The organism is Asticcacaulis excentricus, from assembly GCF_003966695.1.
Lineage (GTDB): Bacteria > Pseudomonadota > Alphaproteobacteria > Caulobacterales > Caulobacteraceae > Asticcacaulis > Asticcacaulis excentricus_A.
Window position 1 is genome coordinate 86,789 of sequence record NZ_AP018827.1, and the last position, 24,833, is coordinate 111,621.

The 24,833-nt window shown below is 60.6% G+C and carries 16 protein-coding genes; 8 read left to right on the plus strand and 8 right to left on the minus strand.

The window, feature by feature from the left end; translation table 11 throughout:
* Positions 1–98 precede the first annotated feature (98 nt).
* Entirely contained in the window at positions 99–488 is a 390-nt protein-coding gene (gene cdd, locus EM6_RS00465; RefSeq protein ID WP_126419524.1) for a cytidine deaminase, read from the plus strand.
* 7 nt (positions 489–495) lie between these two features.
* Here cdd and EM6_RS00470 read toward each other — a convergent pair whose 3' ends face one another.
* Both EM6_RS00470 and pyk read right to left on the minus strand, forming a co-directional pair.
* On the minus strand, positions 496–888 hold the full coding sequence (locus EM6_RS00470) for a hypothetical protein (protein WP_126419525.1): 393 nt from the start codon (positions 886–888) through the stop codon (positions 496–498).
* Positions 889–928: 40 nt separating this feature from the next.
* Positions 929–2,377, minus strand: coding sequence for a pyruvate kinase (gene pyk, locus EM6_RS00475; RefSeq protein ID WP_232037129.1), 1,449 nt, complete (start codon positions 2,375–2,377; stop codon positions 929–931).
* Between the two features lie 992 nt (positions 2,378–3,369).
* Between pyk and EM6_RS00480 the strand changes: the two genes are divergently transcribed.
* The 6 genes from EM6_RS00480 to EM6_RS00505 all read left to right on the plus strand — a co-directional run bounded on the left by EM6_RS00480 (position 3,370) and on the right by EM6_RS00505 (position 12,698).
* A complete protein-coding gene (locus tag EM6_RS00480; RefSeq protein ID WP_126419527.1) occupies positions 3,370–6,321 on the plus strand; it encodes a TonB-dependent receptor in 2,952 nt (983 codons plus the stop codon).
* 88 nt (positions 6,322–6,409) lie between these two features.
* Positions 6,410–7,933, plus strand: a complete 1,524-nt coding sequence (locus tag EM6_RS00485; RefSeq protein ID WP_126419528.1) for a tryptophan halogenase family protein — start codon at positions 6,410–6,412, stop codon at positions 7,931–7,933.
* Between the two features lie 280 nt (positions 7,934–8,213).
* On the plus strand, positions 8,214–9,563 hold the full coding sequence (locus EM6_RS00490) for a sugar MFS transporter (RefSeq protein ID WP_126419529.1): 1,350 nt from the start codon (positions 8,214–8,216) through the stop codon (positions 9,561–9,563).
* A 91-nt stretch (positions 9,564–9,654) separates the two neighbouring features.
* Entirely contained in the window at positions 9,655–10,578 is a 924-nt protein-coding gene (locus tag EM6_RS00495) for an ROK family protein (RefSeq protein WP_126419530.1), read from the plus strand.
* 15 nt (positions 10,579–10,593) lie between these two features.
* The gene (locus EM6_RS00500) at positions 10,594–12,060 is read left to right on the plus strand and encodes a carboxylesterase/lipase family protein (protein WP_126419531.1); all 1,467 of its coding nucleotides are present in this window, start codon (positions 10,594–10,596) and stop codon (positions 12,058–12,060) included.
* Positions 12,061–12,188: 128 nt separating this feature from the next.
* Complete coding sequence (locus EM6_RS00505; protein ID WP_126419532.1) at positions 12,189–12,698, plus strand: hypothetical protein; 510 nt, start codon at positions 12,189–12,191, stop codon at positions 12,696–12,698.
* Between the two features lie 34 nt (positions 12,699–12,732).
* Here EM6_RS00505 and EM6_RS00510 read toward each other — a convergent pair whose 3' ends face one another.
* From EM6_RS00510 to EM6_RS00535, 6 genes are all read right to left on the minus strand, one after another.
* The gene (locus EM6_RS00510; protein ID WP_126419533.1) at positions 12,733–13,965 is read right to left on the minus strand and encodes an ROK family transcriptional regulator; all 1,233 of its coding nucleotides are present in this window, start codon (positions 13,963–13,965) and stop codon (positions 12,733–12,735) included.
* Between the two features lie 274 nt (positions 13,966–14,239).
* Entirely contained in the window at positions 14,240–15,217 is a 978-nt protein-coding gene (locus tag EM6_RS00515; RefSeq protein ID WP_126419534.1) for a hypothetical protein, read from the minus strand.
* Between the two features lie 83 nt (positions 15,218–15,300).
* Positions 15,301–16,347, minus strand: a complete 1,047-nt coding sequence (locus EM6_RS00520; RefSeq protein ID WP_126419535.1) for a hypothetical protein — start codon at positions 16,345–16,347, stop codon at positions 15,301–15,303.
* Positions 16,348–16,425: 78 nt separating this feature from the next.
* Entirely contained in the window at positions 16,426–17,361 is a 936-nt protein-coding gene (locus EM6_RS00525) for an alpha-E domain-containing protein (protein ID WP_126419536.1), read from the minus strand.
* Between the two features lie 46 nt (positions 17,362–17,407).
* The gene (locus EM6_RS00530) at positions 17,408–18,865 is read right to left on the minus strand and encodes a circularly permuted type 2 ATP-grasp protein (protein WP_126419537.1); all 1,458 of its coding nucleotides are present in this window, start codon (positions 18,863–18,865) and stop codon (positions 17,408–17,410) included.
* A 283-nt stretch (positions 18,866–19,148) separates the two neighbouring features.
* The gene (locus EM6_RS00535) at positions 19,149–21,074 is read right to left on the minus strand and encodes a class II glutamine amidotransferase (protein ID WP_126419538.1); all 1,926 of its coding nucleotides are present in this window, start codon (positions 21,072–21,074) and stop codon (positions 19,149–19,151) included.
* A 445-nt stretch (positions 21,075–21,519) separates the two neighbouring features.
* On the opposite strand from EM6_RS00535, the gene EM6_RS00540 reads away from it, so the two are divergent.
* Positions 21,520–24,819 carry a DUF2126 domain-containing protein gene (locus tag EM6_RS00540; protein WP_126419539.1) on the plus strand — a complete coding sequence of 1,100 codons (3,300 nt, stop codon included), beginning with the start codon at positions 21,520–21,522 and terminating at the stop codon, positions 24,817–24,819.
* Positions 24,820–24,833: the final 14 nt, after the last annotated feature.

Below are 24,833 nucleotides of genomic sequence, written 5' to 3' on the forward strand. Positions count from 1 at the left end.
CCGCGAAGTGCGTGGAGGTGGAGCAACACCGGGAGCAGATTTTACTGGCGCTTACTCCGGCAATGCGGCAAGCTCTACGCCCATAAACGGAGCCAGACTTGTCTCACGATCTGTTTGAAGCGGCGAAAGCCGCCGCGGCCTTCAGCCATTCCCCCTATTCCGGTTTTCCTGTCGGTGCGGCTATTCGCACGCCGGACGGGCGTATCTTCAGCGGCACCAATGTCGAAAACCTCGCCTTTCCGCAGGGCTGGTGCGCCGAAACCTCGGCCCTGGCCCAGATGATCATGGGCGGCGCGAAAGAGGTGGCCGAAATCGCCATCTTCGCCCCCAAAAAAGCCGCCTGTCCGCCCTGCGGCGGCTGCCGTCAGAAGCTGGCTGAGTTTTCCGATGGCTCGGCGCAAATCCATCTGTGCGACGAAGGCGGCATTACGCAGACCCTGACCCTGTCGGAGCTTCTGCCGATGACATTCAAGGCGGATCTGAAATAATTCGCGCCTAAAAATCGTTCATCGCTATTTGGTAAAAGGAAAAGACGTTGTCTTCCTCGCCATTCATCAATCGCTTGTGAACCTTGGCAACGGGGAATACCCATTTGTCATCACCAAAATAAAGCCCCAGCGCGTCAAACTGTTCGTTTGAAGCCCATTCACCACCCTTATTTCGACGAATAACTTCACCGAGATAAGCGCCGAGAACCTTGCTCATCAATCTGATTTCTTCGTCGGTAGGGGATTTCTTAAAGAGCTTTTGAATGCGGCCCTTAGGGAGGGATTTATGAAGCGTGACCAATAGATTTTCCAATCTGGCCACGCTATCTGCTGAGAAGTCAAGGTCTACGCCAAAGCGCTCTTGAGCGTACTCAACCGCATCTGCGGAATAAGCGCTCATTACATCGTTCAGCGTCGGTGAGTCAGTCATTGATTTTAGATCAGCCTTCGAATTCCGGTTCGGTCATGGCCGTGCGGCTCACCTTGGCGACACGCAAGGCGTTGGTCGATCCCGACTTGCCAAACGGCATGCCGGCGACGATGACGATGTCCTGACCGGGTTCTGAAATGCCTTCGGTGCGGGCGATCTGATTGGCCACCTGCACGGTTTCCGACATGGAGTGCGTCACCGGCGCAGTCTTGGCGTGCACGCCCCAGGTCAGGGCGAGGCGACGCGCGGTTTCCAGATTGGGCGTCAGGCCCAGAATCGGTGCCGTCGGACGCTCACGCGCCACACGCAGCGCCGTGTTTGACGAGTTGGTCAGGGCGACGATGGCCGAAGCGTCGATGGTTTGCGCCACCTGACGCGCAGCGGCGGCGATGGCCCCCGACACGGTCTTTTCCGTTTCCGGACGGCGGCGATCGGTCTGCATCCGCCAGTCGCCGTCTTTTTCGACGCGGCCGACGATGCGGTCCATGATGGTCACGGCTTCGACCGGATACTGACCCGCCGCGGTTTCCGCCGACAGCATGACGGCATCGGCCCCGTCATAGACGGCCGTGGCCACGTCGGAGGCCTCGGCGCGGGTGGGGGTGGGGGCCGAGATCATGGATTCCAGCATCTGGGTGGCGACGATCACCGGCTTGCCCAGCGCGCGGGCAGCCTTGATGATGCGCTTTTGAGCCAAAGGCACCTCTTCGGGCGGCAGTTCGACGCCGAGGTCGCCGCGCGCCACCATGACGGCGTCACTGAGGGCGAGGATTTCTTCGAGATTATCCAACGCCTGCGGCTTTTCCAGCTTGGAGAGCACCCAGGCGCGACCATTGATAATGGCCTTGGCCTCGATCACGTCTTCCGGCCGTTGTACGAAGCTGAGGCCGATATATTCGACACCGCGTTGCAGGGCGAATTCCATATCGGCGCGGTCTTTTTCGGTCAGGGCCGGGATCGGCAGGACCACGTCAGGCACGTTGACGCCCTTACGATCCGACAGGCGGCCACCGGTAACGACCACGGTTTCCAGATGGTCTTCGCGCACATGGGTGACGCGCAGCTTCAGCTTGCCGTCGTCGAGCAGCAGGTGCGAACCGATCTGCGCCGCCCCGATGATTTCCGGATGCGGCAGGTTGGCGCGCGTCAGGTCGCCGGGGGTGGGGTTGAGGTCGAGGCGGAAGGTCTGACCCGGCGTCAGTACGATGGCACCGCCCATGAAACGACCGACCCGCAGCTTTGGCCCCTGCACATCGGCCAGAATGCCGATCGGACGACCGGTCTTGGCCTCCAGATCACGGATCAGGTCGATATTGCGGCCGTGGTCTTCGTGGCTGCCGTGCGAGAAGTTGAGGCGGAAGACGTCGGCTCCGGCCTGAAACAGTTGAGCCAGCATGTCGGCATTGGACGAGGCGGGGCCGAGGGTGGCGACCAGTTTGGTGCGGCGGCGACGAAGTATTTTCAAAGGACCAACTCTTCTTGGAACAGGGACGTCAGGCCTTCGCCGGCTCAGATGCGCCGCCTTAAGGCTGTCGTCTTTTGTAACGCCTTATGTGTATCCGAAAGGTGTATTATTTCGGTCAGAAGGCTTTAACATCCGCGCGTGTCGTGTGGCATTGGGACGGCTCTGGGTGGGCTCTTGTTCCCCCGAACCGCGCGTCTTGGGTTCGTGCAGACCAAAGTCGTGTTCTGTCCCCTGGGTCAAGTCACATTTTGAGTAACAAACTGCCGTGGTTTGACACAGAGGTCAGACGGCTTGCGCCGGTTGACCTCTGAGACGGCTCTCGATGTCTGTGCCGCTCACTCTTTTGCGCCGTGTGACTGTGAAAACGCCTTACGCCCTTAGGGTGGAAACGAAAACATAAATAACTCAGACATAAAATCAGCCAAGTAACCCTTTCCGGGGGCATTGGGCGGGTCGTTTCGTATTTCATAAGAGAAAATACGCAAAGGTTGTGCGGAGGTTCTGCGGCGGCATAAATCGAGTCATAAAAATAAAAATTCTATAAATCAATATATTGAATCCGACTCATATAGTCCGGTTATTGAGAAAAATTTGTTCTTTAAAGTCAGGAATGAAAAACGACGTTACGTTCTGCAACTGTGGCGATTATGCAATGGTGAGCACATTACCGCGTTTTCTTGTCATATAATATTAGGCAATCATATGATTTATGATAACGCTATCATCAGAGTCTGGGCCGTCGAGGCGCACCCTTTCGGGTGGCCTCAACCATAATCCAGACCTGTGCTCAGGCAGGGAAACGCAAAAGCCAGCCATAGTCGCCGTGTTGACCGCAAAGAACCGTCACGGGGTGCGATGAGAGGCTCAATAAGGCCAGTGACGCCAACCTGACCGGACGCACGGGGTGCGCGGTTTGCCATCCCCGGCATGGTGCCAAACGCCTGCGGCTCAAGGAGGGGCCCCGGCGGGACATGAGGGAGACAGTTATGAAACAATCGAAATTCGCGCGCCTGTCGGCGGGCGTCTCGGTGATGGCGCTGGGCGTTGCCGTGATGGGCTTTGCCCTGCCCGCCGTCGCCCAGACGATTACGGGTGAGGCCGATGTGACCGAAGTCATCGTCACCGGTCAGCGCGCCCAGATCAAGACTGCCCAGAAGCTGAAAAAAGACGCCGAAGTCGTGGTGGACTCGGTGACTGCCGTTGATATCGGCGCCCTGCCGGACCGTTCGGTGGCCGAAGCGCTTCAACGCATCTCCGGTATCCAGATCCAGCGCACCTCGGCGGCGCGTGACCCCATCCGCATGACCGCCGAAGGCGGCGGCGTGGTGATCCGCGGCCTGACCTGGGTGCGCTCTGAAACCAATGGCCGCGACATCTTCTCGGCCGCCAATGGCCGCTCCTTAAGCTTTGAAGACGTGTCGGCGGACCTGCTGGCCGGGGTCGATGTGTACAAGAACCCGTCGGCGGATATGATCGAAGGCGGCATTGGCGGCACGGTCAATCTGCGCACGCGCCAGCCCTTCGACTCGCGCGGCCGCGTGCTGGCCGGCACCTTCGATTCGACCTATGGCGACTTGCAGGAGAAGCGCCAGAATTCGATCAGCGTCCTGTATTCTGACCGCTGGAAGACCTCAATCGGCGAGGTCGGCCTGCTGATCAACTATTCCAATGCCGACTCCGGCAACGAAACCCACGTCATCGGCGTTGACCGCTATAATCAGGTCGGCAGTGGTGCCTCGGCGCGCTACATCCCCAATTCGCTGGGCTGGCGCATCATCGACTGGGAGCAGAACCGTCAGGCCGGGGCCATCGCCCTGCAATGGCGTCCCAACGACGCGCTGGAGTTCAGCCTTCAGGCCTTCAAGTCCAAGGCAACACCCAAGAATGTCGAATACAATACCGGCTTCTATAACGACACCGGTGAACTGACTTCGGCGCAGTCGATGGCGACCTATAAATACAACAGCCAGGGCGAATTCATTTCGGGGACCGTCTATGGCGCGGGCATCACCGCCAACACCCGCTATGGCGACGACGTCAAGGAAACCGAAGACGTCAGCCTCAATGCCCGCTGGTACGTCAATGACAAGCTGACCCTCACCGGCGACCTGCAATATGTGAAGTCCACCGCCGACATCCTGTCGAACACGGCCTTCATTCAGTATTGCGCCAAGCGCGTCACGACGGACGCCTGTGCGTCTTCGGACAAGACCGTCGTTTCGATCGACATGAATGGTGAGCTTCCGACGATCCGCATGCTGACCTCAGACACGGCCAACAAGTCTAACTATTATTGGGCAGCGGCTATGGACCACGTCGAAAAGAATGAGGCCAAGCAATATTCGGCGCGCATCGATGGTCAGTATGAGTTCGACGACAATGGCTGGCTGAAAAGCTTCAAGTTCGGGGCGCGTGCCACCGATCGTGACTATCAGACCCGGCAATCGACCTGGAACTGGGGCTATCTCAGCCACCAGTACTGGGGCTCAGGCGGCGGCACGGGCGCGGTCTATCTGGATCAGACCGGTGGCTTCGGTTCGGTCCCGGCCAATCCGCGCCTGCCCGGCCTGTCGGAGCTGGTGACGTTTGACGGCTTCATGGGCGGTCAGACTCCCGTCCCCGGCAATATCTGGTTCCCCTCGGCTGACCTCGTGAAGTCGCCGCAGGGCATGTATAACGAACTGCATGCGGTTCAGAACGCTGGCTGGGGCTGGGCGCCGATCAGCCTTGATGCCATCGGGCCGGAAGGCATCAATAATCAGAGCGAAAAGACGACGGCGGCCTATGGCCTGCTGCGTATGGGCGGCGACCTCAGCGGCTTTGGCCAGAGCTGGGACGGCAATATCGGCGTGCGCGTCGTGAAGACCGAGGTCGAAACGGCAGGGGCAGTGGTTTCGGCCGCCGACGCCAATTTCGGTCCGGCCTGCCTGCCGTCGGGAGCCGTGACGGCGGAACGCTGTGCGGCCTTTGAAAACGCCCGTCGCTTCAAGGCCACGGCCCTGAGCGGCGTCGCCTTCGGCGGCACCAATGAATATACCGACGTGATGCCCAGCCTGAACCTGCGCTTCAAGTACTCGCCGGAGCTTCAGTTTCGCTTTGCGGCGTCGAAGGCCATTGTGCGTCCGGACATGTCGTGGCTGAGCGGCTACACCACGCTTTCGACGGGTCAGTCCACGGGCGATTTCACGCTTAACCCGACGGGGCAGGGCGGCAATCCGTTCCTGAAGCCGGTCGAGGCCAATCAGTACGACCTGACGGCGGAGTGGTATTTCGCCCCGACCAGCAGCCTGACTCTGGCCTTGTTCAAAAAGGATCTGAGCAACTACATCTATGTGCAGAGCACGCCGGAAACCTATACCAATAACGGCGCCAGCATGACGTTTAACGTCAACCGCTACGTCAATGGCTCGGAAAAGGGCGAGGTGTCGGGCTTCGAAATCGCCTATAACCAGTTCTATGACTTCCTGCCGGGCTTCTGGTCGGGTTTCGGTATTCAGGCCAACTACACCAGGATCGACTCGTCGGGTGGCCGCAACCCGGTGGCCAGCGTCACCGACGGCAATCAGGTAACCAATGCCAGCATCAGCGGCCTGCCGCTGGAGGGCATGTCACCGGACAGCTATAACTTTGCCCTGCTGTATGAAAAGTACGGTATCTCGGCGCGCATGGCCTATAACTGGCGCTCCGAATACCTCTACACCACCTCGGCGGCCAATGTGAACCGTCCGATGTGGGCAGGCGATTACGGCCAATGGGACGGCTCGGTCTTCTACAGCCTGACGCCCAAGGTCAAGGTTGGGCTTCAGGCGACCAATATCGGCCGCGACATCGCCTATACGCGCGTGTCGTCCGACGTGGCCAAGCCGCTGGAGACGCAGTACTATTCGGCGACCAAGACCGACCGCCGCGTGGCCCTGATCCTGCGCGCCAGCTTCTAAGATAGACCAACTGTTAAATCTGTAGGCTCTCCCGCTCGGCGGGGGAGCCTTTTTAATGAGGGTACCAAAAATCAACGAGGCAGACAGGATGAGCGACGCCATTCGCCGTATTATCATCGCCGGGGGCGGCACGGCGGGCTGGATGTGTGCGGCGGCGCTGCGCAAGGGGCTGGGCCGCACCGTCGAGTTGGTGCTGATCGAATCCGAAGACATCGGCACGGTGGGGGTGGGTGAAGCGACCATTCCGCCGATCCGCAAATTCCTGGAGCACGTGGGGGTCAACGAACTCGATTTCATCCGGGCGACCGAGGCCAGCTTCAAGCTGGGTATCGAATTCGCCGGATGGGGCGCGCCCGACAGCCGCTATTTCCACGGCTTCGGCGATTTCGGCGCGGTACATGAGGCCGTGCGCCCCTATCAGTTGTGGCGGTTGTTGCATGAAGCCGGTGACGAAACACCGCTGGAGGCCTGGTCCTTACCGGCGGCGCTGGCGAAGGCGGGAAAGTTCTTTCCGCCCAATCCCGACCCGCGTTCACCCATGCACGACTACGCCTATGCCTATCATTTCGATGCCGGGCTTTTCGCGCGCTTTTTACGCCGCCATTGCGAGGCGCAGGGCGTGCAGCGGATCAATGCCAAAATCGACGCCGTGCAGGTGCGCCCGGCAGACGGCTTCATCGCGGGGCTGAGGCTCGACAACGGCACGAGCGAGGCGGCGGACTTTTTCATCGACTGCACCGGCTTTCGCGGACTGCTGATCGAGGGGGCGCTGAAGGCAGGGTTTGAGGACTGGTCCCACTGGCTGCCGGCGGATCGCGCCTGGGCCGTGCCGACCGCGCGTCATGCCGGGGCAGGCATTACGCCCTATACGACCTCGACGGCCCATGCGGCGGGCTGGCAATGGCGCATTCCCTTGCAGCACCGCACCGGCAATGGCCACGTCTTCGCCTCGGCCTTCATGGATGAAGAAACGGCGCGCGACGTGCTGCTGCGCCATCTTGAGGGGCCGGCTTTGAAAGACCCCATGCTGATCCGCTTCACTACGGGTCGCCGTCCGCAGCCGTGGACGAAGAACTGCGTCGCCGTGGGCCTGTCGTCCGGCTTCTTGGAGCCGCTGGAATCGACCTCGATCAACCTGATCCAGAGCGGCATCGCACAGTTTCTGGAACTGTTCCCCTCGCGTCAGGCCGAAGCGGTGTTGCGGCGCGAATATAATCATCAGATGGGCCTGTCCTACGAGCGGGTGCGCGACTTCATCATCCTCCATTATAAGCTCAATACGCGGTCCGAGCCGCTGTGGCGGTATTGCGCCGACATGCCGATTCCCGACACGCTGGCGCACAAGATCGAGCTGTTCAGCGCGCGCGGCGACGTGGTCAGCTACGACTGGGACCATTTTGCCGAACCGAGCTGGATCGCCGTGATGAACGGGCAGGGGCTACGGTCGCGCTTTGCTGACCCGCTGGCCCGGCGGTTGCCGCTGGAGGGCGTGCGCGCCCTGATGGCGCAGCGGCGCGACGCCATCGCGCAGGTGGTGCGGCAACTGCCCGCCCATGCGGATTTTATTGCGCAGCATTGTGCGTCTGCGCCCGCCTCAGCGGCCGAAGTGTGAGCCAAAAATACGCCTGAGCGCAGAAGCGTCTGGCGCTTTTGCCTGATTGCGTAGTAATGACATCGCTGTCAAAACTGTGGATAATAATGCCGTTATCTTGTCTGACAATTTGACGTGCAAATGAAAGAAATTGTTGGTAAATGGCAGTTTGATCGCCGCCGTTAAATTTTTCGATTGCAAAAGTCCGGATTTGCTGGATTTTTGATATTTGATTTATTTAATCGGTGCGGGCCTAAAAAACGTCTGTGAAAAGTCACTCGCAACCTACAGGTAGGGGTATATGTCTGAATCATCCAGCACCGCCAAAGGCGGCAGCGGTCTAGTACTTGCCGTCGTCTATGTGACCGCGCTCTTTTTTATCTGGGCTTTCGTCACCAATCTGCTCGACCCGCTTCTGAAGGCCATGAAGACGGTCTTCACGCTCAATAACGTCGAAGCCAACCTGACGGGTTCGGCCTTCTTTATTGCTTACGGCGTCATGTCTTTCCCATCGGCAGCGTTTCTGTCGAAATTCGGCTATGCCAAATCCGTCATTCTTGGCCTCGGCGGCATTGTTGCCGGTTGCCTCATCGCTATTCTGGCGGCCAAGATTCAGACCTATCCCGTCTTTCTGGTGGCGCTGTTCACCATGGCATCGGGTGTAACTCTGCTTCAGGTGGCCGCGAACCCTCTGATTGCCTCACTGGGGGCGGCAAAGGACTCGGCTTTCCGCCTTAACCTGTCTCAGGCGTTTAACTCTCTGGGGGCCGCGGCGGGTATGTACTTCGGCGCTCAGTTTTTGCTTGGCGGTGAGATTTTCAAGGAAAACGTCGTTGTTACCGAGCCTCTGCGTCTCGAAACCCTTTCCTTTGTGTCAAACGTCTACCTGCTGATCGCCGTTTCTCTGGCCATTTTCATCGGAATGATCTGGCTGATCCGTCAGAAGATCGTTGACGCTGCACCGAAGATGGGAACGCTTGTGTCTCCGTTCACCGCCCTGACTTCGAAGTGGGCGAATCTCGGTGCGATCGGTATTTTCCTCTACGTCGGTGCCGAAGTGGCTATCTCGCTTAACCTGTTGTTGTTCCTTGAACAGAAGAACATCTTTGCGCTGGGGGCTCAGGAAGCGGGTAAGCTCATCACCTTCTACATGCTGTTTGCCATGATCGGTCGCTTCGCAGGCTCGGCCATGCTGAAGTTTGTCAAAGGCTATATCCTGCTCGGTATCTTCGCTGTTGGCGCCATGGCGATGTGTCTGGTTGTGATTTTCTCAAATGGCCTGGTTCCCACGAACCTCAATTCGACGATCAATCTTCTGGGGGTTGATCTGCCTCTGACAACGGGCGTCATTCCGGGCTTTGCGGCATTGCTGGTTGGTTTGTTCAATTCCATCATGTTCCCGACCATTTTCACCCTGACCTTGGAACGTTCGACCGCGCCGACCTCGGCCACGTCCGGCCTGCTGGTTTTGGCAATTGTCGGTGGTGCGGCCTTGCCGCCAATCTTCGGTGCGATCACGGATGCTACTGGAAGCCGTAACCTCGGCTTCATCGCGCCGCTGCTTTGCTACGTTTACGTGCTTTGGTTCGCTTTCGTCGCGCCCAAGGCACCGACGCACGCCATCGAAGAAGGCGTGTCGAGCGGGCACTAACCCTGCTGCCGGGCGGTTCGTCACGGGGGTGAACCGTCCGGTTTCTTCAACCATAAAAGACCCCGGCTGAGACACTCCGGGAGACGGGCGTATGCTATATATTGGCGTGGATTTTGGCGGCACCAAGATCGAGGCAGCGGCCTTGTCCGACCGCGGAGACGTTCTGGCCCGCTGGCGTGAGCCCAATCCCGGCGATTATGACGCGGCCCTGCGTTTGGTCAAAAACCTGATCGCGCGGGTCGAAGCCGAAGCCCGTCAGACCCATCCCGATCTGGCCAATGCGCCCGCCAGCATCGGCATTGGCTCGCCCGGTTCCGTATCGCCGCGTAGCGGCCTGATGCGCAATTCCAATTCTCTTTATCTGAACGGCCGCACCTTCCGCGAAGACCTTGAGGTCACTCTGGGCCGCCCGGTGCGTCTGGCCAATGATGCCAACTGCCTCGCCCTGTCCGAAGCGATTGACGGGGCCGCCGCCGGGGCGTCCAGCGTCTTTGCCATCATCGTCGGTACGGGCTGCGGTGGGGGTGTGGTGGTCAACGGACAACTGGTCAACGGGGCCAATGGCATTGCCGGCGAATGGGGCCACATGCCCCTGCCGTGGCCGCAGCCCGCCGAATATCCCGGTCCCAAGTGCTGGTGCGGTCAGCACGGCTGCCTTGAAACCTGGGTCTCAGGCACGGGCTTTGCGCGCGATTTTCAGCATACGACGGGCCGCGACCTGAAGGGCGAAGAGATCATCACCGCCATGCGCAACGGCGATGCCGAAGCCAAGGCTGCTTTTGAGGCCCTGTTGTCGCGACTGGGGCGCGGTATGGCGGCCATCGTCAATATTCTTGATCCGGACGTCTTCGTTTTCGGCGGAGGCCTGTCCAATGTGCCGGAAATCTATGACGCTCTGCCGAGCCTGATCCGGCCCTATGTCTTTTCCGACGGCTGGGACGCCAAACTGGCGCCGGCGCGCTGGGGCGATTCGTCGGGCGTGCGCGGTGCCGCCTATCTGTGGAAACAAAGCTAAGCGGGCGAGGCGGACATGAAACGGATAATGTTCGCCTTGGGCCTGTTACTGGCGACGCCCGTTCAGGCGCAGGACGCCCCGATTGTCCACCTGCCGCAAGGCGATCTGCGCGGGCAAACGCAGGAGGGTATCAGCCGCTTCAAGGCCATCCCCTTTGCCGCGCCGCCCGTCGCCGAAGCGCGCTGGACCGCGCCGCGTCCGCCGCAAGCGTGGGCCGGTGTGCGTGACGCCACCGAGAGCGCGCCTGCCTGCGCACAGGTCTCCTATGGCTGGAACGAAAAGGCCGCGCAGAGCGCTTCGGAAGACTGCCTCTATCTGGAAGTTGCCACGCCGGAGCTGAGCCCGGTCAAGCCCCTGCCGGTCATGGTCTTTATTCATGGCGGGGCCAATCGCGCCGGGGATGGCGCAGGCACGATCCATTCGGCCCTGCCGTCGCAGGGTGTGGTGCTGGTGTCGATCCAGTATCGTCTGGGGGTGTTTGGCTTCCTGTCGCATCCGGCCCTCAGTGCCGAACAGGGCGGGGCGTCGGGCAACTACGCCCTGATGGATCAGATCGCCGCCCTGAGATGGGTGCGCGACCATATTGCGGCCTTTGGCGGCGATCCTCACAATGTCACCCTGTTCGGGCACAGCGCCGGCGCGCAGGATGTCGGGCTGCTGCTGGCGGCACCCGCTGCGAAGGGGCTGTTTCACAAGGCGATTCTGCAATCGGGCACGCCGCAATTTGGTCTGCCGGCGCGCACCCTGACGCAGAACGAAGCGCTGGGGACCACTTTGGCAAGGGGTTTCAGCGGTGCAAAGCCCGACAGCGCGGCAGCGCTGGCCGATCTGCGCCGGGCCGATGCCCGCGCCGTGCAGGCGGCGGCCGACCGGCTGGATGCGCCTATCGACGACGACAGCTTTATCTGGCTTCAGCCGACCGTGGACGGCAAGGTTTTGCCGCGCGCCCCGCAAGCGGTGTTCCGCGCCGGTGAAGGGGCGGATATTCCGGTGATCATCGGGGTATCGGCGCGCGAACTGGGCCTGCATGGCGACCTGAAAAGCCAACTGAAAGCCGCCTTTGGCCCGCGTGCCAGAGCCGCAGCCCGATATTATCGCCAAACGGACCCGGTTCTGGGGCCGCCCGATCTGACGCTGGCTACCGACCTCAGCTTCCGCTGTCCGGCCGACTGGCTGGCGCGGCAACGCACGGCGAAGGGCGGGCAGGTGTGGCTCTATCAGCTTGAGGTCAATCGCCCGGCGGATCAGCCGGTGCACCATGGCTCCGAACTGACCTTTGTCTTCAACCGCCCGCCGCCGGGGGAGGGGCCGGGCTGGCCCGATCTGGGCGCGCGTTGGGTCCGCTTTGCCCGCGACGGCAACCCCGGCGCCGACTGGCCGGTCTATGGGGCCGACGCCCACAGTCTGCGCCTTATGGCAGCCGGGCCACAGGTGGCGACGCATGTGCGCGGGCCTGTGTGCGGGTGGCTTGACAGGCCTTAAATCGATTTCAGTATGCGTACCCGGAGCGGTTTTCGGTCAAATTGAACCGAAATTTTGCTCTCATTTAAAGCGCCTTGCGAAAGGCGCTCATACCAGACCGGAACACCCGGCGTATCGAGGAGGACACCATGAAAGAACTGACACGCAAAGGCTTTTTGGCCAGAGGACTGGCGACTGGGCTGACCCTAATGGCCGCCGGTGTGGCGCGCGCCCAGAAAGGCCCCATGCTCGCCTATGCCGATGGGATAAAGGAAGGCTGGTGGATTGGCGGTTGGGCCAAGCAGACGCCGGCTGTGCCACTTGAAGATCAGAAGCCGGTGGAAATCACCATGGCCGCCTGGAACGTTTTCACCTTTCAGACCTGGCAGAAGCTGAACGGCCCGGATTTCAAGACCCTTACGCTTCTGGTGCATGGTGGTCCTAAGGGCAAGCAGGAGGTTTCGCTGCGTCTGCGACTGGGCGATAAGGCCTATGAGAGTCAGGTGATGCTGAAAGGGCTGAAAGGCAAATGGGTGCGCTATGACGTGCCGCTGAAGGACCTCAAGGTAAAGGATGGGCAGTTTGACACCATCGAACTGCGCAACGCTTCTGGGGAGTCGCTTGAGCCCTTCTACGTCAATTTTGTGATTCTGCAGTAATACCTAGGGTCATTGGAAATGACCTTGGGTATTATTAAGCCGACTTCATGAGCGCTTCCCGGATCGGCAGGAAGCGCTCATTGAATGGCAGGATGCCCGCTCCGCAGGCACAGGCGTCGATGGCCAAAGCGGCGCGGCGCACAGGCGCTATGGGCGGCAGGCGGCGGTCGGACAGGCGCGCATAGAGCGCGTTCAGCCGGTCGCACAGACCGTCGATAATGGCGGCCGGCATCCGTCCGCCAATGTAGTGCGCTTCCGGGTTCAGGGCGCAGTTGAGCGTCAGAAACGGCATGTAGAGGTGCTGCGCGGCTTCATCCAGCCACGCATCCACCACGCTTTGCGCCTGCGGTGACAGGTCTTCGAGATCGGCAGGGACGCTGGCTGCGAAGCCGTGCGCGGTCAGACGGGCATAGAGGGCGTAGAGAGACACCGCGTCTTGAAGCGTCCGTTCTGTCTCTGCTTCGCCGGGGATGGGCAGGAAGCCGATTTCGCCTGACCGCCCATCCGCGCCGCGGAAATAGTGGCCATTGATGACCATACCGCCGCCCAGACCGGCGGAAATCAGTGTATAGATGAAGGAGCGCGATTGCAGGCCGTGGCCGAACTGCATCTCGCCAATGGCCGCCGCAGCGGCATCGTTTTCCACGACCGCCGGGGCGTCGATCAGGTCAGAAAAGAGGGCCGGTACGTCGATTTCAGACCACACCCCATAGGCGTCCGGACGATTGGGCAGGGGCACCCGCCCCAGATCGTCCGGCATCCCGATGCCCATGCCGATCAGACGATCAAAGTCGATCAGGCGTTTGCGGCTCAGGGTGTTTAGTGTTTCGGCCACGAAGGCGCGCACGTCGTCAGGCATGGCGAAATGGACTTCGCGGCTGATGCGAAAACGCACCTGACCCACGAAATCCAGGGCGACGACGGTAATGTGGTCGCGATCAATGTTGAGCCCAATCGAAAAGGCCCCGTCCGGGTTGACCACCAGTTGTGTGGCGGGCTGACCGCGTCCGCCCGTCAGACGCCCGGCCTTAAGGATCAGGCCGTCATTGAGTAGGCGCCGCGTAATATTGGCGATGGCCGGGGCCGTCAGGCTGGTGATATCGGCCAGATCGGCCCGCGTGATGGGCCCGCGGGCGCGGATGGCCTGAAGCGTCACGCGCTGATTGTGGTCGCCCGCGCGTTCGAGATTGGTGCCCGACAGGCCCTCTTCATAGGTACCGCTGCGGGGGGCCGTGCGCGTATCGTCTGGAAACGCTTCCAAGGTCATATTTTCGTGTCCGTAAGGCGCTAAATCGCCCGGATACCGTCTCGCGACGCGTGTCAAAGTAAGTGATCGGTCCGATGAAAGCCTTTCGTCCCTTACCCGGTTATGGAACGATTGCATACGGTGGTGAACAGGGTGCGGCACGGCGACCGAAATACGCGCACTAACTCTAAGCAAAAAAGGGCTTTAGTCAGACAGACCCATAGAGGTTTAGGCTGCTTCCTGCCGTCTTACAAGACGTATGTCATACCCATTTAACGTAATGGCCAGACCGGTATTATTTGACGGTTTCGCCCAGCACCCAGTTTTCGCGATGACGCCGGCGGTCGTCGCCCTGACGGATGTCGCGTACCGACTGGCATTCGGCGCGGCTGACCAGCCCTGTCTTCAGGCTGATATTGTAACGGCAGGTGGTTCCGATATCGATCTGGATATCGCCGATGGGGACGGGGGCGGTCTTGCGAATGCGCGCGGTGCGTGCCGCCGCCTGCTCCAGCGCCGGGCGGACACGAAGCGCATAGGCCTCCAGCGCTTCGCGCGTCGGACCAGATTCGTAGAGAACTTCGGCCTCGCCTGCGGCCTCATCCCACGCCGTCAGGGTGAGGCTTTCGCGGGCGCTGATCGTACCGCCGAACGGGCCATTGATCAGCGAATCCAGCCGGTAGGGGTTGTTAAGGCTGAGGCCCAGATTGTGCGGAATGGCCAGAAGCGCGTCTTCCGGCAGGAATTGTTCCGCCGCCGTTTCCGCTGTCATCGGACCGTAAAGGCCGTCAAAGGCGTCGCCTTCGCGGGCATCAATGGCGCCTGAACGGCGCATGGCGGCCTTCAGGCGGTTGCGCAGTTGCGGCCAGTTTTCAAGGCGCAGCGGCGTCAGGCTTTCGTCGGCAATATAGGTGATGTCGCGGATGGCAGCGGCCGCCTGCATCACCTTTTCCAGTTCCAGACGCTCAGCGTCCGCCTCTGCGCCTTCGACCTTGAACGCATTGTTTACTAGGGTTTTGACGACACGATAGCCGTCCGGATGCCGCGACAACTGGCTGAGATATTCGGCCTCCAGCCGCGTGCGGATCACCTTGCCATTGGTTTCGCTTTCGGTGGTGCGCGTAAGCGTCTGACGCACGGCCGCCCCCGGCGGCAGGGTCAGGCGGAGCTGATAATACTCGACCTGAAGCGGTGTCGCGCCGGGTGCGTCGGCCCAAACCGGCGCGCTTAGACCTGCGGCTATGCAGGCTGCGATGACAACCGCCCTGATCATGGTTCGCCCTTCCCGTTTTCAGGAACCAGACCCCTGAATTAAGGTCTTTATGGCCCGACTTTGGGTCAACTCTGTGACGGGTGTCAGTTCGGCGCTTTAAAGGTTTCGGAGAATTCGTAGGTTTCAACCTTACCAAACTTCTCTCCCATCATGTGGAAAGAGTTGGTCTGTGTGCAACTCCCTTTACGCACCAGCCCGGTGTCGATGGCAACATCGTAATCGCAGTGTGTGGACATATCGAAATTGCTCCTGGGATCGTTTTTGAGCGATGCTTCGATCTCGTTGAGCACGTTTTCAGGGGCTCCTGCCTCCTTGAGGAAGCGTGGCATGAATTCGGTAAGGAAGGCCTTCAAGGCTTCGGGGGTTGGTCCAACATCGTAAGACAGGCGTGCGGAATTGGCTTCCGGTTTCCATTCAGTCAGCTTCAGGGTGGAACGCATGCCTAGCGGATAATTGCCAAGCGGTACGATGACCGTGCTTTCCGTCATGACCGGCTTGTTACGTTCCAGGCCGATATTGTGCGCAATTGCCATGAAACTGTCAGCCTTGAGATAAAGATCGGCCGCCTGTTCAGAACTCATACGGCCGAACAGGTTATCGTACATGTTCGCAAAGGTCTGTTCGAAATCGGTGGGTGTCTTTTCACCGGACGCCTTTATGAGAGACAGGACGGCGGTCTTGCTCCGGTCACGCAGCGCTGGCCAGTCTTGCAGTCGCACCGGGGTCAGACTGTCGTCGGCGACGAAGGTCAGTTCACTGAAACTGCCGATTAGGCTACGCATCATAACGGCTTCTGGAGCGGTCGATTTGCCGTCGATGATCTGACCGTCGGGCAGGGTAATGGTCGTTCGGGTAAGGGTCTTTTTCACGACATAGCCGTCGTCCCCAAGCGCGAAATCGTTACGGTAGCCCGCATCCATGCTGGTGACCTTGGCTGATCCGTCGCGGGTCTCGGTCTTGGTGGTCTTTACCTGTTGATAGACGGTGCCCTTTTCCCCGATGGCCAGAGGAAGCTCGTGATAGTCTGGAGACGACGGATCGGGCCCGACGGAAGCCGGAACCTTGTGCTGGCCCCATGCGGGCGTGGTCAAAAGAAGAGCGGCGACGAAGACGGATGTGAAGGCGCGCATAGGTATCCCCCTGTTTTTGGGGGACTATGTACCGCTAACGAAGACTGTGCAAGCGCGATCCGTGTATCGTGCCGTACCTCAATCCTTGAAGAAGGTTTCGTACACGGACTGATCCAGCCGGTTCAGCCCAAGTTGATATTCGTCGATGAACTCATGCAGGCCTGACGCGATAAGGGCGGTGGCATCGGCCTCCATCAGCCGCGTGCGCAGGGCCTTCATGTCGTTGAGCGCAGCGCAGTTTGGCTGCTGTTCGCAGATGGCTTCCATGCACACGGTGGCGTAGTCGAGCGAGAAGCGCACCGAACGCGGGAACAGCTTGGAAAACAAAAGGAACTGCGCCACGTCGCGGTAATTGATCGAGTGGTATTCCTGCCGGTACATTTCAAGCGCATTGACCGATTTCAGCACCGCGCCCCACTGCACATTGTCATAGGGGCTATCGACCTGCTCACCGCGCGGCAGAAGCAGAAAGTATTTCACGTCGAGAAGGCGCGCCGTCTTGTCAGCGCGCTCCAGCAACTGCCCCATACGCGCAAAGTGCCAGCCGTCGCCGCGAGACATGGCGTTGATCATCATGCCGGCGAAGTGGGTGCCCGACTGACGCACCTCGGTGTAGTAGGCTTGCAGGGCTTCGACCGAGCGCTTGCGGCTATGGGCCTGCGTCAGGTGGTAAAGCTCGTTGATCTTTTCCCATACCTCGACCGGGATCACTTCGCGCACCGTGCGGGCGTTTTCGCGCGCCCGGTAGATGGAGGACAGAATGGAGTTGGGATTCTTGTCGTCAAACGTCAGGAAGCGTACGATGGATTTCTCATCGGCGGTGGCGTAGCGCTTGTTGAAATCCTCATCGTCGCCAGAGGTGGCGATCAAAGGATACCACTGCGTCTCCTCGACGCTCAGACCGAGATCGAGCATCAGGTGGGTGTTGACGTCGATGAAGCGCGCGACGTTTTCCGCGCGCTCCAGATAGCGCGACATCCAGTAGATTGAATTGGCAACGCGGCTTAACATCATGCGGAAGGTCCTGAACGGCGGTGGCCGAATAAAGGGGAGAGGCTGATCATTCCGCCACTCCGTAATAGTTCTCTTCGCCCAGCACCCAGGTATCTTTCGACCCGCCGCCCTGCGACGAATTGACGACCAGCGAGCCTTTTTTCAGCGCCACGCGCGTCAGGCCGCCGGGCAGGGTGAAGACGTCTTCGCCAAACAGCGAATAGGGGCGGAAATCGACGTGGCGGCCTTCGATGCCGTTGCCGATCAGGGTGGGGGCGCGCGACAAGGACAGGGTGGGCTGGGCGATATAGTCGCGCGGCTTGGCCCGGATTTTTTCAGCAAATTCTTTCTGCTCAGCCTTGGTGCTCTTGGGGCCGATCAGCATACCGTAGCCGCCCGACAGGTTCACGGCCTTGACCACCAGCTTGTCGAGATTGGCCAGAACGTAGTCGCGCTCCTTGTCATCCTCACAGATATAGGTGGGCACATTCTGGGCGATGGCGTCTTCGCCCAGATAGTATTTCACGATCTTCGGCACATAGGCATAGACGGCCTTATCGTCGGCGATACCGGTACCCGGCGCATTGGCCAGCGCCACCTTCCCCTTGCGATAGGCGTTCATAATGCCGGGGACGCCCAGCAGCGAATCTTTCCGGAAGACCTGCGGGTCGATGAACTCATCATCAATGCGGCGATAGATGACATCGACCTGTTTCAGGCCCTGAGTCGTGCGCATATAGACCGTGTCGTCTTCGACCACGAGGTCGGAATTCTGGCACAGGGGCACGCCCATCTGCTGCGCCAGATAGGCGTGCTCGAAATAGGCGGAGTTATAGATGCCGGGCGTCAGCACGACGATATTCGGCTCGTCCTTGCCTTCGGGGGCAATGAATTTCAGCGTTTTGTACAGGTGGTCGCCATAGTTGGAGACGGGGCGCACCTTCAGGGTCTGAAACGCCTTGGGCAGGATGCGCTTTTGCACGGCGCGGTTTTCCAGCACGTAGGAAATGCCCGACGGGCAGCGCAGATTGTCCTCCAGCACGTAGAATTCGCCGTCGCCATCGCGCACAAAGTCGGTGCCGGAAATATGCGTCCATACGCCCTTGGGCGGCGACAGGCCTTCGCAGGGCTTGAGGTAGCAGGCCGATGAAAAGATCAGCTCGGCCGGGATCACCTTGTCCTTGAGAATCTTCTGATCGTTATAGATGTCCTGAATGAACAGGTTCAGGGCGCGGATACGCTGATTGATGCCGCGTTCCAGCTTGGCCCAGTCCGCCGCCGACACAAGGCGCGGAATGATGTCAAACGGCAGGATCTTCTCGGTGCCCTTCTTGTCGCCATAGACGTTGAAGGTGTTGCCCGACTGATAAAGGATGTCTTCGGCCTGTTTTTGACGGCGTTTCAGGTCGGCCCGGCTGAGCGCGTCCAACTGTTCGACCAGTCCGGCGGCGGCCGGATGCGGCACGCCGTCGCTGGCGAACAGCTCGTCGAAAAACCCTTCGGTTTTATAGGATTCCAGACTCACGCGGGTGCCTCCCCAAAGCGGATAAACTCAAAAAATACGCGTACTTTCAATTTATAACGGTATTCGAAAGAAGACCGTCTAAGGATTAAATGCGAAACCCTTCATACGCCCCCAGCTTGCTGGGGGAGGTGGATTTGCCGCCTGAAAGGCGGCAAAGACGGAGGGGGGCTTAAGGTCACAGCCGCCTCTGTCCTGTGTACGCTTACGTAAGCCCCCCACCACCCCGCCCTTCGGGCGCGGTCCCCCTCCCCAGCATGCTGGGGAGGTATGGTGAGGGCACGGCTCATAGATAGACCTCGTTCATCGTCACCTGCACCCGCAGGTCCTCCTTGCCGCCGCCGCGATAGATGGTGCCGGAGGTTGGCGTCGCATCGAGATAGTTGCGCCCGCACGCCACCCGCACATGGTCCTGCGACACGAGGCAGCCATTGGTCGGATCGAAGCCGCGCCAGCCGATATAGGGGATATAGACCTCGGCCCAGGCGTGGCTGGCGTCGGACTGAATCTTGTTCTCGTAATTGGCCCCGGTGAAGATGTAGCCCATGCGGTAGCGCGCCGGGATGCCCAGAAGCCGCGCCAGTGTGATGAACAGGTTGGCGAAGTCCTGACAGACGCCCTTACGATTGGCATAGACATCAAAAGGCGTGGTCGAAAACGAGGTCGAACCGGGCACGTATTGATAGTCGCGGTAGATGGTCAGGTTGATGTCGTTCAGCGTGTCCATGACGTGACCTGCATTGCGCTCCGAGAAGGCGCGCGCATAGACCAGCAGTTCGGCGATCTGCGTTTCCGGCATTTCGAGCAGAAGCAGATAAGGCTCCATCACCTGAAGCTGCCACGGCATCCACGAAATGGGGAAGCGCGCCTGACGCTGGGCCGGGCCGTAATCGTCCGGGGCCTGCCCAAAAATCTTGACCAGCGAGCGGCACGAGACGGTCAGTTGCTTGTACGGCTTGATAATCGAGTAGTGGATGTTCTGATTGCCGAACACGTCCTCAAAGCGCACATCCTCGCCCTCGGCTGAAATGGTCAGGGTCGAATGGATGACCTCCTGAAGCTGATCTTCGACCGGCAGCAGGCGGAAGGTGTGGGTCGAATGTTCAACGGCCTTCTCATAGGTGTATTCGGTCGAATGCACCACGTCATAAAGCCGGTAGGTGAGGGGGCTGCCGTCCGGGGCGTGGGTGACCGAACGGGCATTGATCACGTTCGACTGCACGTGGCTCATACTGGCCAGCTTGGCGACGATGGAGGCCTGCTGAGACTGGGCCTGTACGCTGGCGAACAGGGCGTTGCGTTCGGTGATCTTCTCCAGCGGCCCGCCCTGAAGGATGGGCGAAGACAGGGCCGACGGGCGGTCCGGCTGCTGCGGCGGCACCGGCAATTTCGGCGGGGCTTCTTTCTTGTTGGTCCAGATGACCGCGCCGCGCCGGGCGATGATCAGTTGCCCGCCCTGCATTGGCGTCCACTTGCCTGACGCAAACGGCGATGAGGCAAAGACCACCGCCGTGCGGAAGGTGTCGCGCGGATTGTTCAGCGCGAACGAGGCGGCGTCCGACTGAAACCCTTCGGCAGCGTGCGGCGGCTTGATGCGGCTGTAATAGAGGCTCGACTGCGATTTGGAGCCGTAAAAGACCGCCACCGTCACGCCATCGGAAATGGCCATGTCGGCGGAGCCCAGATCATCCAGTTGCAGGAACCAGCTCAGAAGGACGTTGTGGTCGATGGCCGCGAGCGTGCGCGCGCCGTAATCCTCGATCTTGCCCAGCAGGAAGACCAGAGCCAGCTCTGAATCGGTGCGCCCCAGCGGCTCCAGAAAGATCGACTTGTTGTGGTGCAGCTTCTTGATGGCTTCCTTGTCGAGGTTGCCATTGTGCATGAACACCCAGTCCTGACCGGCAAAGGAGCGGGTGAAGGGCTGGGTTTCCAGATGGGTATAGCCTGTGGCCGCGCCGCGCACCTTGCAGAAGAAGACGGTCGAGCGGAACCCTTCCCAATCGCTCATGGCGCCTTTGAGCGACACCGTGTCCTTGGCCGCCGGGTCCTTGGCCACCATTGCGGCCTTATTATCCGCAGGGTACCATGCCAGACCCCAACCGAGCGTATGGTCGCCCTTTTGCGGGCCGGTGCGAAACTTCAGGTCGATGAGCGGCGAACTTAAGCCGTCGAAACTAAACGCAAAGATGTCGCTCGAAATATCGCTGAACAACGGGTGGTCCTTCTCGCTCACAGGAAACTAAACGGCCTTGGCCGGGTCTTGTCCATATGCCGTGCCGTATCAGAGTTACACATTTTTTTTGTCTTCGTTACAATTCTGTGACGTGATTTTGTGGGAAAAGCCGACGTAAGCTGACGGATTGAAACGAAGCCTCTCACTTCATACCTCCCCAGCTTGCTGGGGAGGGGGACCGCACGAGGCGCGAAGCGCGAGATGCGGTGGTGGGGGCTTCAAGCGGCCCGGCGATTCTGTAGATTACAGGTCGCAGGATATCTACCACCTCTCCCTGCCTGTGCAGGGAGATGTAAGACGGCCATCTCTCCTCGCCAGAGGCAGGGAGGTATAAGACTGCCATCTCTCCCCGCCAGAGGCAGGGAGGTATAAGACTGCCATCTCTCCCTGCCAGAGGCAGGGAGGTGTAAGACTGGATGAGTGAATGACCATACTGACGGCGCTGCATCACGTTACCGACTATCGTTACGAGCGGCCGATCGGCATGGGGCCGCAGGTCATCCGGCTAAGGCCCGCCCCGCACACCCGCGCCCATGTGCAGTCTTACCGGCTAAAGGTCGAGCCGGAAAACCACTTCATCAACTGGCAGCAGGACCCCTTTGGCAACTGGCTGGCGCGCATCGTCTTCCCGGACAAGGTGGCGCAGTTCCGCGTTGAGGTCGATCTGGTCCTTGAAATCAAGGTCTTTAATCCGTTCGACTTTTTCCTCGAAGACACGGCGACCCACTACCCGTTTACCTATGCGGAGTCGCTCAAGGAAGAATTGACGCCCTATCTGGAAATCAAGGAACGCGACGACCTGCTGATGGACTATGTGCGGTCCGTGCCGGACCTTAACCCCTCGACGGGCGAAAAGTGGGGGACGGTCGATTTTCTGGTCGCCTTCAATCAGAAGGTCAATTCGCACCTCAACTACACCCTGCGCATGGAGCCGGGGGTGCAGACCTCGGCCGAAACCCTGACCCTGCTTCAGGGCTCGTGCCGCGACATGGCGTGGCTGGCCTGTCAGGCCCTGCGCCATAAGGGGTTCGCCACGCGCTTTGTCTCCGGCTATTCGATCCAACTCAAGGCCGATGTCGAATCGCTGGACGGCCCGTCCGGCGTCAGCGAGGACGTCACCGACCTGCACGCCTGGTACGAGGTCTATCTGCCGGGCGCCGGCTGGATCGGGCTTGATCCGACGTCGGGCATGTTTACCGGCGAAGGCCATATCCCGCTGTGCTGCGCCCCCAACCCGACCTCGGCCGCCCCCATCACCGGGGCGCATGAACCGGCGCAGTCGCAGTTCAGCTATGAGATGGGGGTGACGCGCATCTATGAATCGCGCCGCGTCACTCAGCCCTATACGGACGGCGAATGGCAGCGCATCGACGCTTTGGGCCATAAGGTCGATAAGGCCCTGACGGCGCAGGATGTGCGCCTGACCATGGGCGGCGAGCCGACCTTCGTGTCGCTGGATGACCGCACGGGCGACGAATGGCATTTTACGGCCCTGTCTGACACCAAGAAGAAACTGGGTTTTGACCTGTTCAAACGCCTGTCTGCGCGCTTCGCCAAGGGCGCGCTGGCGCAGCACGCGCAGGGCAAGTGGTATCCGGGTGAAATCCTGCCGCGCTGGGCGATGAACGCCTTTTGGCGGCTGGACCAAAAGCCCTTGTGGCTCAATGCGGACCTGCTGATCGACCCGGAAGCCGCTGCCCATGAGCCGCAGGCGACGGCGCGCACCTTCCTGCGCACGCTGGCCGGAGCGCTGGGCCTGCATGAAGACCTCGTCATCGACGCCTATGAGGACATTCCCTACCACCTGTGGAAGGAGCAGCGTCTGCCGCTTGAGGGCGAGATGCTGAAGGCCGACGTCTATGAGGCGACGGAGCGTAAGCGGCTTCAGGCCCTTCTGGACAACGATCTGGGCCAGCCGACCGGTTTCGTCCTGCCCCTGCAATATTCGGCACAGTTTGACGGCTGGATGTCGAACCCGTGGCGTTTCCGCACCGAGAAGATGATGCTTTTGCCCGGCGACTCGCCGGTGGGGTTGCGTCTGCCGCTGGGGGCGCTGCCGTTTGTCGATCAGGCTGAGGTGGACACGCACCTCTTCCCGCCGCGCTCGCCCTTTGCCCCGACCGAAGCCCTGCCGGAGGCGCAGACTCTGGTGCCGCGCTTTGCCAGGGCCATCGGTAAGGCGGGCGATCCGCAGCGCTGGGCCGGGCCCAATGGTCTGGTGCGCTCGGCCCTGTGCGCTGAGGTGCGGCATGGCAAGCTGTTCCTCTTCCTGCCGCCGACCGCCTATGCCGAGCACTATTTCGAGCTGATTTCGGCCATCGAAGCGGTGGCCGCGCACCTCAAGGTGCCGGTGGTCATCGAAGGTTACGGTCCGCCGCGCGACCACCGCATCGAGTCCTTAAGCGTCACACCCGACCCCGGCGTCATCGAGGTCAATATCCAGCCGGCGCGCCATTGGGATGAGCTGAAAGACATCATCACTACGGTTTATGAGGAGGCGCGTCTGGCGCGGCTGGTCGCCGACAAGTTCCTGATCGACGGCAAGCGCGTCGCCACGGGCGGCGGCAATCACATCGTCATGGGGGCGCAGAAGCCGGAGGATTCGCCGTTTTTGCGCCGTCCCGACCTGCTGGGCTCGATGATCCGCTTCTGGCAGAACCACCCCAGCCTGTCCTACCTGTTTTCGGGGATGTATATCGGGGCGACCTCGCAGGCCCCGCGCATCGACGAGGCGCGTCACGAGTCGCTGTATGAGCTGGAAATCGCCCTGTCCAACCTACCCAAGGGCGAGGCGGAACAGGCCCCGTGGCTGGTGGACCGCCTGCTGCGCAACCTGCTGGTCGATCTGACCGGCAATACGCACCGGGCGGAATTCTGCATCGACAAGCTCTATTCGCCGGATTCCGACCGCGGGCGGCTGGGCCTGCTCGAAATGCGCGGCTTTGAGATGTCGCCGCACCCGCAGATGAACCTCATTCAGGCGCTGCTGATCCGCGCCCTGATCGCCGTCTTTTGGAAAAAGCCCTATACGGGGCGGCTGGTGCGCTGGGGCACGCAGTTGCACGACCGCTTTATGCTGGGCCATCAGGTGCGCGAAGACCTCCATGAAGTGCTCGATGTTCTGAAAAGCCACGGCTATGCCTTCAGCCGCGACTGGTTCATTCCCTTCTTTGACTTCCGCTTCCCGTCACTGGGCAGCGTGCAGATCGGCGGCCTGACGCTGGAGTTGCGCGCCGGGCTGGAGCCGTGGCCGGTAATGGGCGAGGAGCCGTCCGGCGGCGGCACGTCGCGTGGCGTCGATTCTTCGGTCGAGCGCATGGAGGTGGTGCTGTCGGGCGCCGTGGGTGATCAGCACGTCGTCACCTGCAATGGTCGCCGCCTGCCGCTGCACCCGACGCGCGACGCCCATATTCAGGTGGCCGGCGTGCGCTATAAGGCCTGGGCCCCGTGGTCGAGCCTGCACCCCAACCTGCCGGTCAATACGCCCCTACAGTTCGATGTGATCGACACGCGGCTGGAACGTTCGCTCGGTGGTTGCCGCTACCACGTCATGCACCCCGGTGGGCGCAATTACGAGCAGTTGCCGCTCAATGAGAACGAGGCCGAAGGCCGTCGCCTGTCGCGCTTTGAGGCCCCTACCCATACGCCGGGCCGGGTGCGCGTCCCGGCCCTGCATATCAATCCCGACTACCCGATGACGCTCGATCTGCGGCGAAAAGACTGAGGCTTGTCTCCGCC

Coding starts and splice junctions, on each gene's coding strand:
- EM6_RS00470 (WP_126419525.1), bottom strand. CDS start 888: ATGAGCGCTTATTCCGCAGATGCGGTTGAGTACGCTCAAGAGCGCTTT.
- EM6_RS00480 (WP_126419527.1), top strand. CDS start 3,370: ATGAAACAATCGAAATTCGCGCGCCTGTCGGCGGGCGTCTCGGTGATG.
- EM6_RS00485 (WP_126419528.1), top strand. CDS start 6,410: ATGAGCGACGCCATTCGCCGTATTATCATCGCCGGGGGCGGCACGGCG.
- EM6_RS00490 (WP_126419529.1), top strand. CDS start 8,214: ATGTCTGAATCATCCAGCACCGCCAAAGGCGGCAGCGGTCTAGTACTT.
- EM6_RS00495 (WP_126419530.1), top strand. CDS start 9,655: ATGCTATATATTGGCGTGGATTTTGGCGGCACCAAGATCGAGGCAGCG.
- EM6_RS00500 (WP_126419531.1), top strand. CDS start 10,594: ATGAAACGGATAATGTTCGCCTTGGGCCTGTTACTGGCGACGCCCGTT.
- EM6_RS00505 (WP_126419532.1), top strand. CDS start 12,189: ATGAAAGAACTGACACGCAAAGGCTTTTTGGCCAGAGGACTGGCGACT.
- EM6_RS00510 (WP_126419533.1), bottom strand. CDS start 13,965: ATGACCTTGGAAGCGTTTCCAGACGATACGCGCACGGCCCCCCGCAGC.
- EM6_RS00515 (WP_126419534.1), bottom strand. CDS start 15,217: ATGATCAGGGCGGTTGTCATCGCAGCCTGCATAGCCGCAGGTCTAAGC.
- EM6_RS00520 (WP_126419535.1), bottom strand. CDS start 16,347: ATGCGCGCCTTCACATCCGTCTTCGTCGCCGCTCTTCTTTTGACCACG.
- EM6_RS00525 (WP_126419536.1), bottom strand. CDS start 17,361: ATGATGTTAAGCCGCGTTGCCAATTCAATCTACTGGATGTCGCGCTAT.
- EM6_RS00540 (WP_126419539.1), top strand. CDS start 21,520: ATGACCATACTGACGGCGCTGCATCACGTTACCGACTATCGTTACGAG.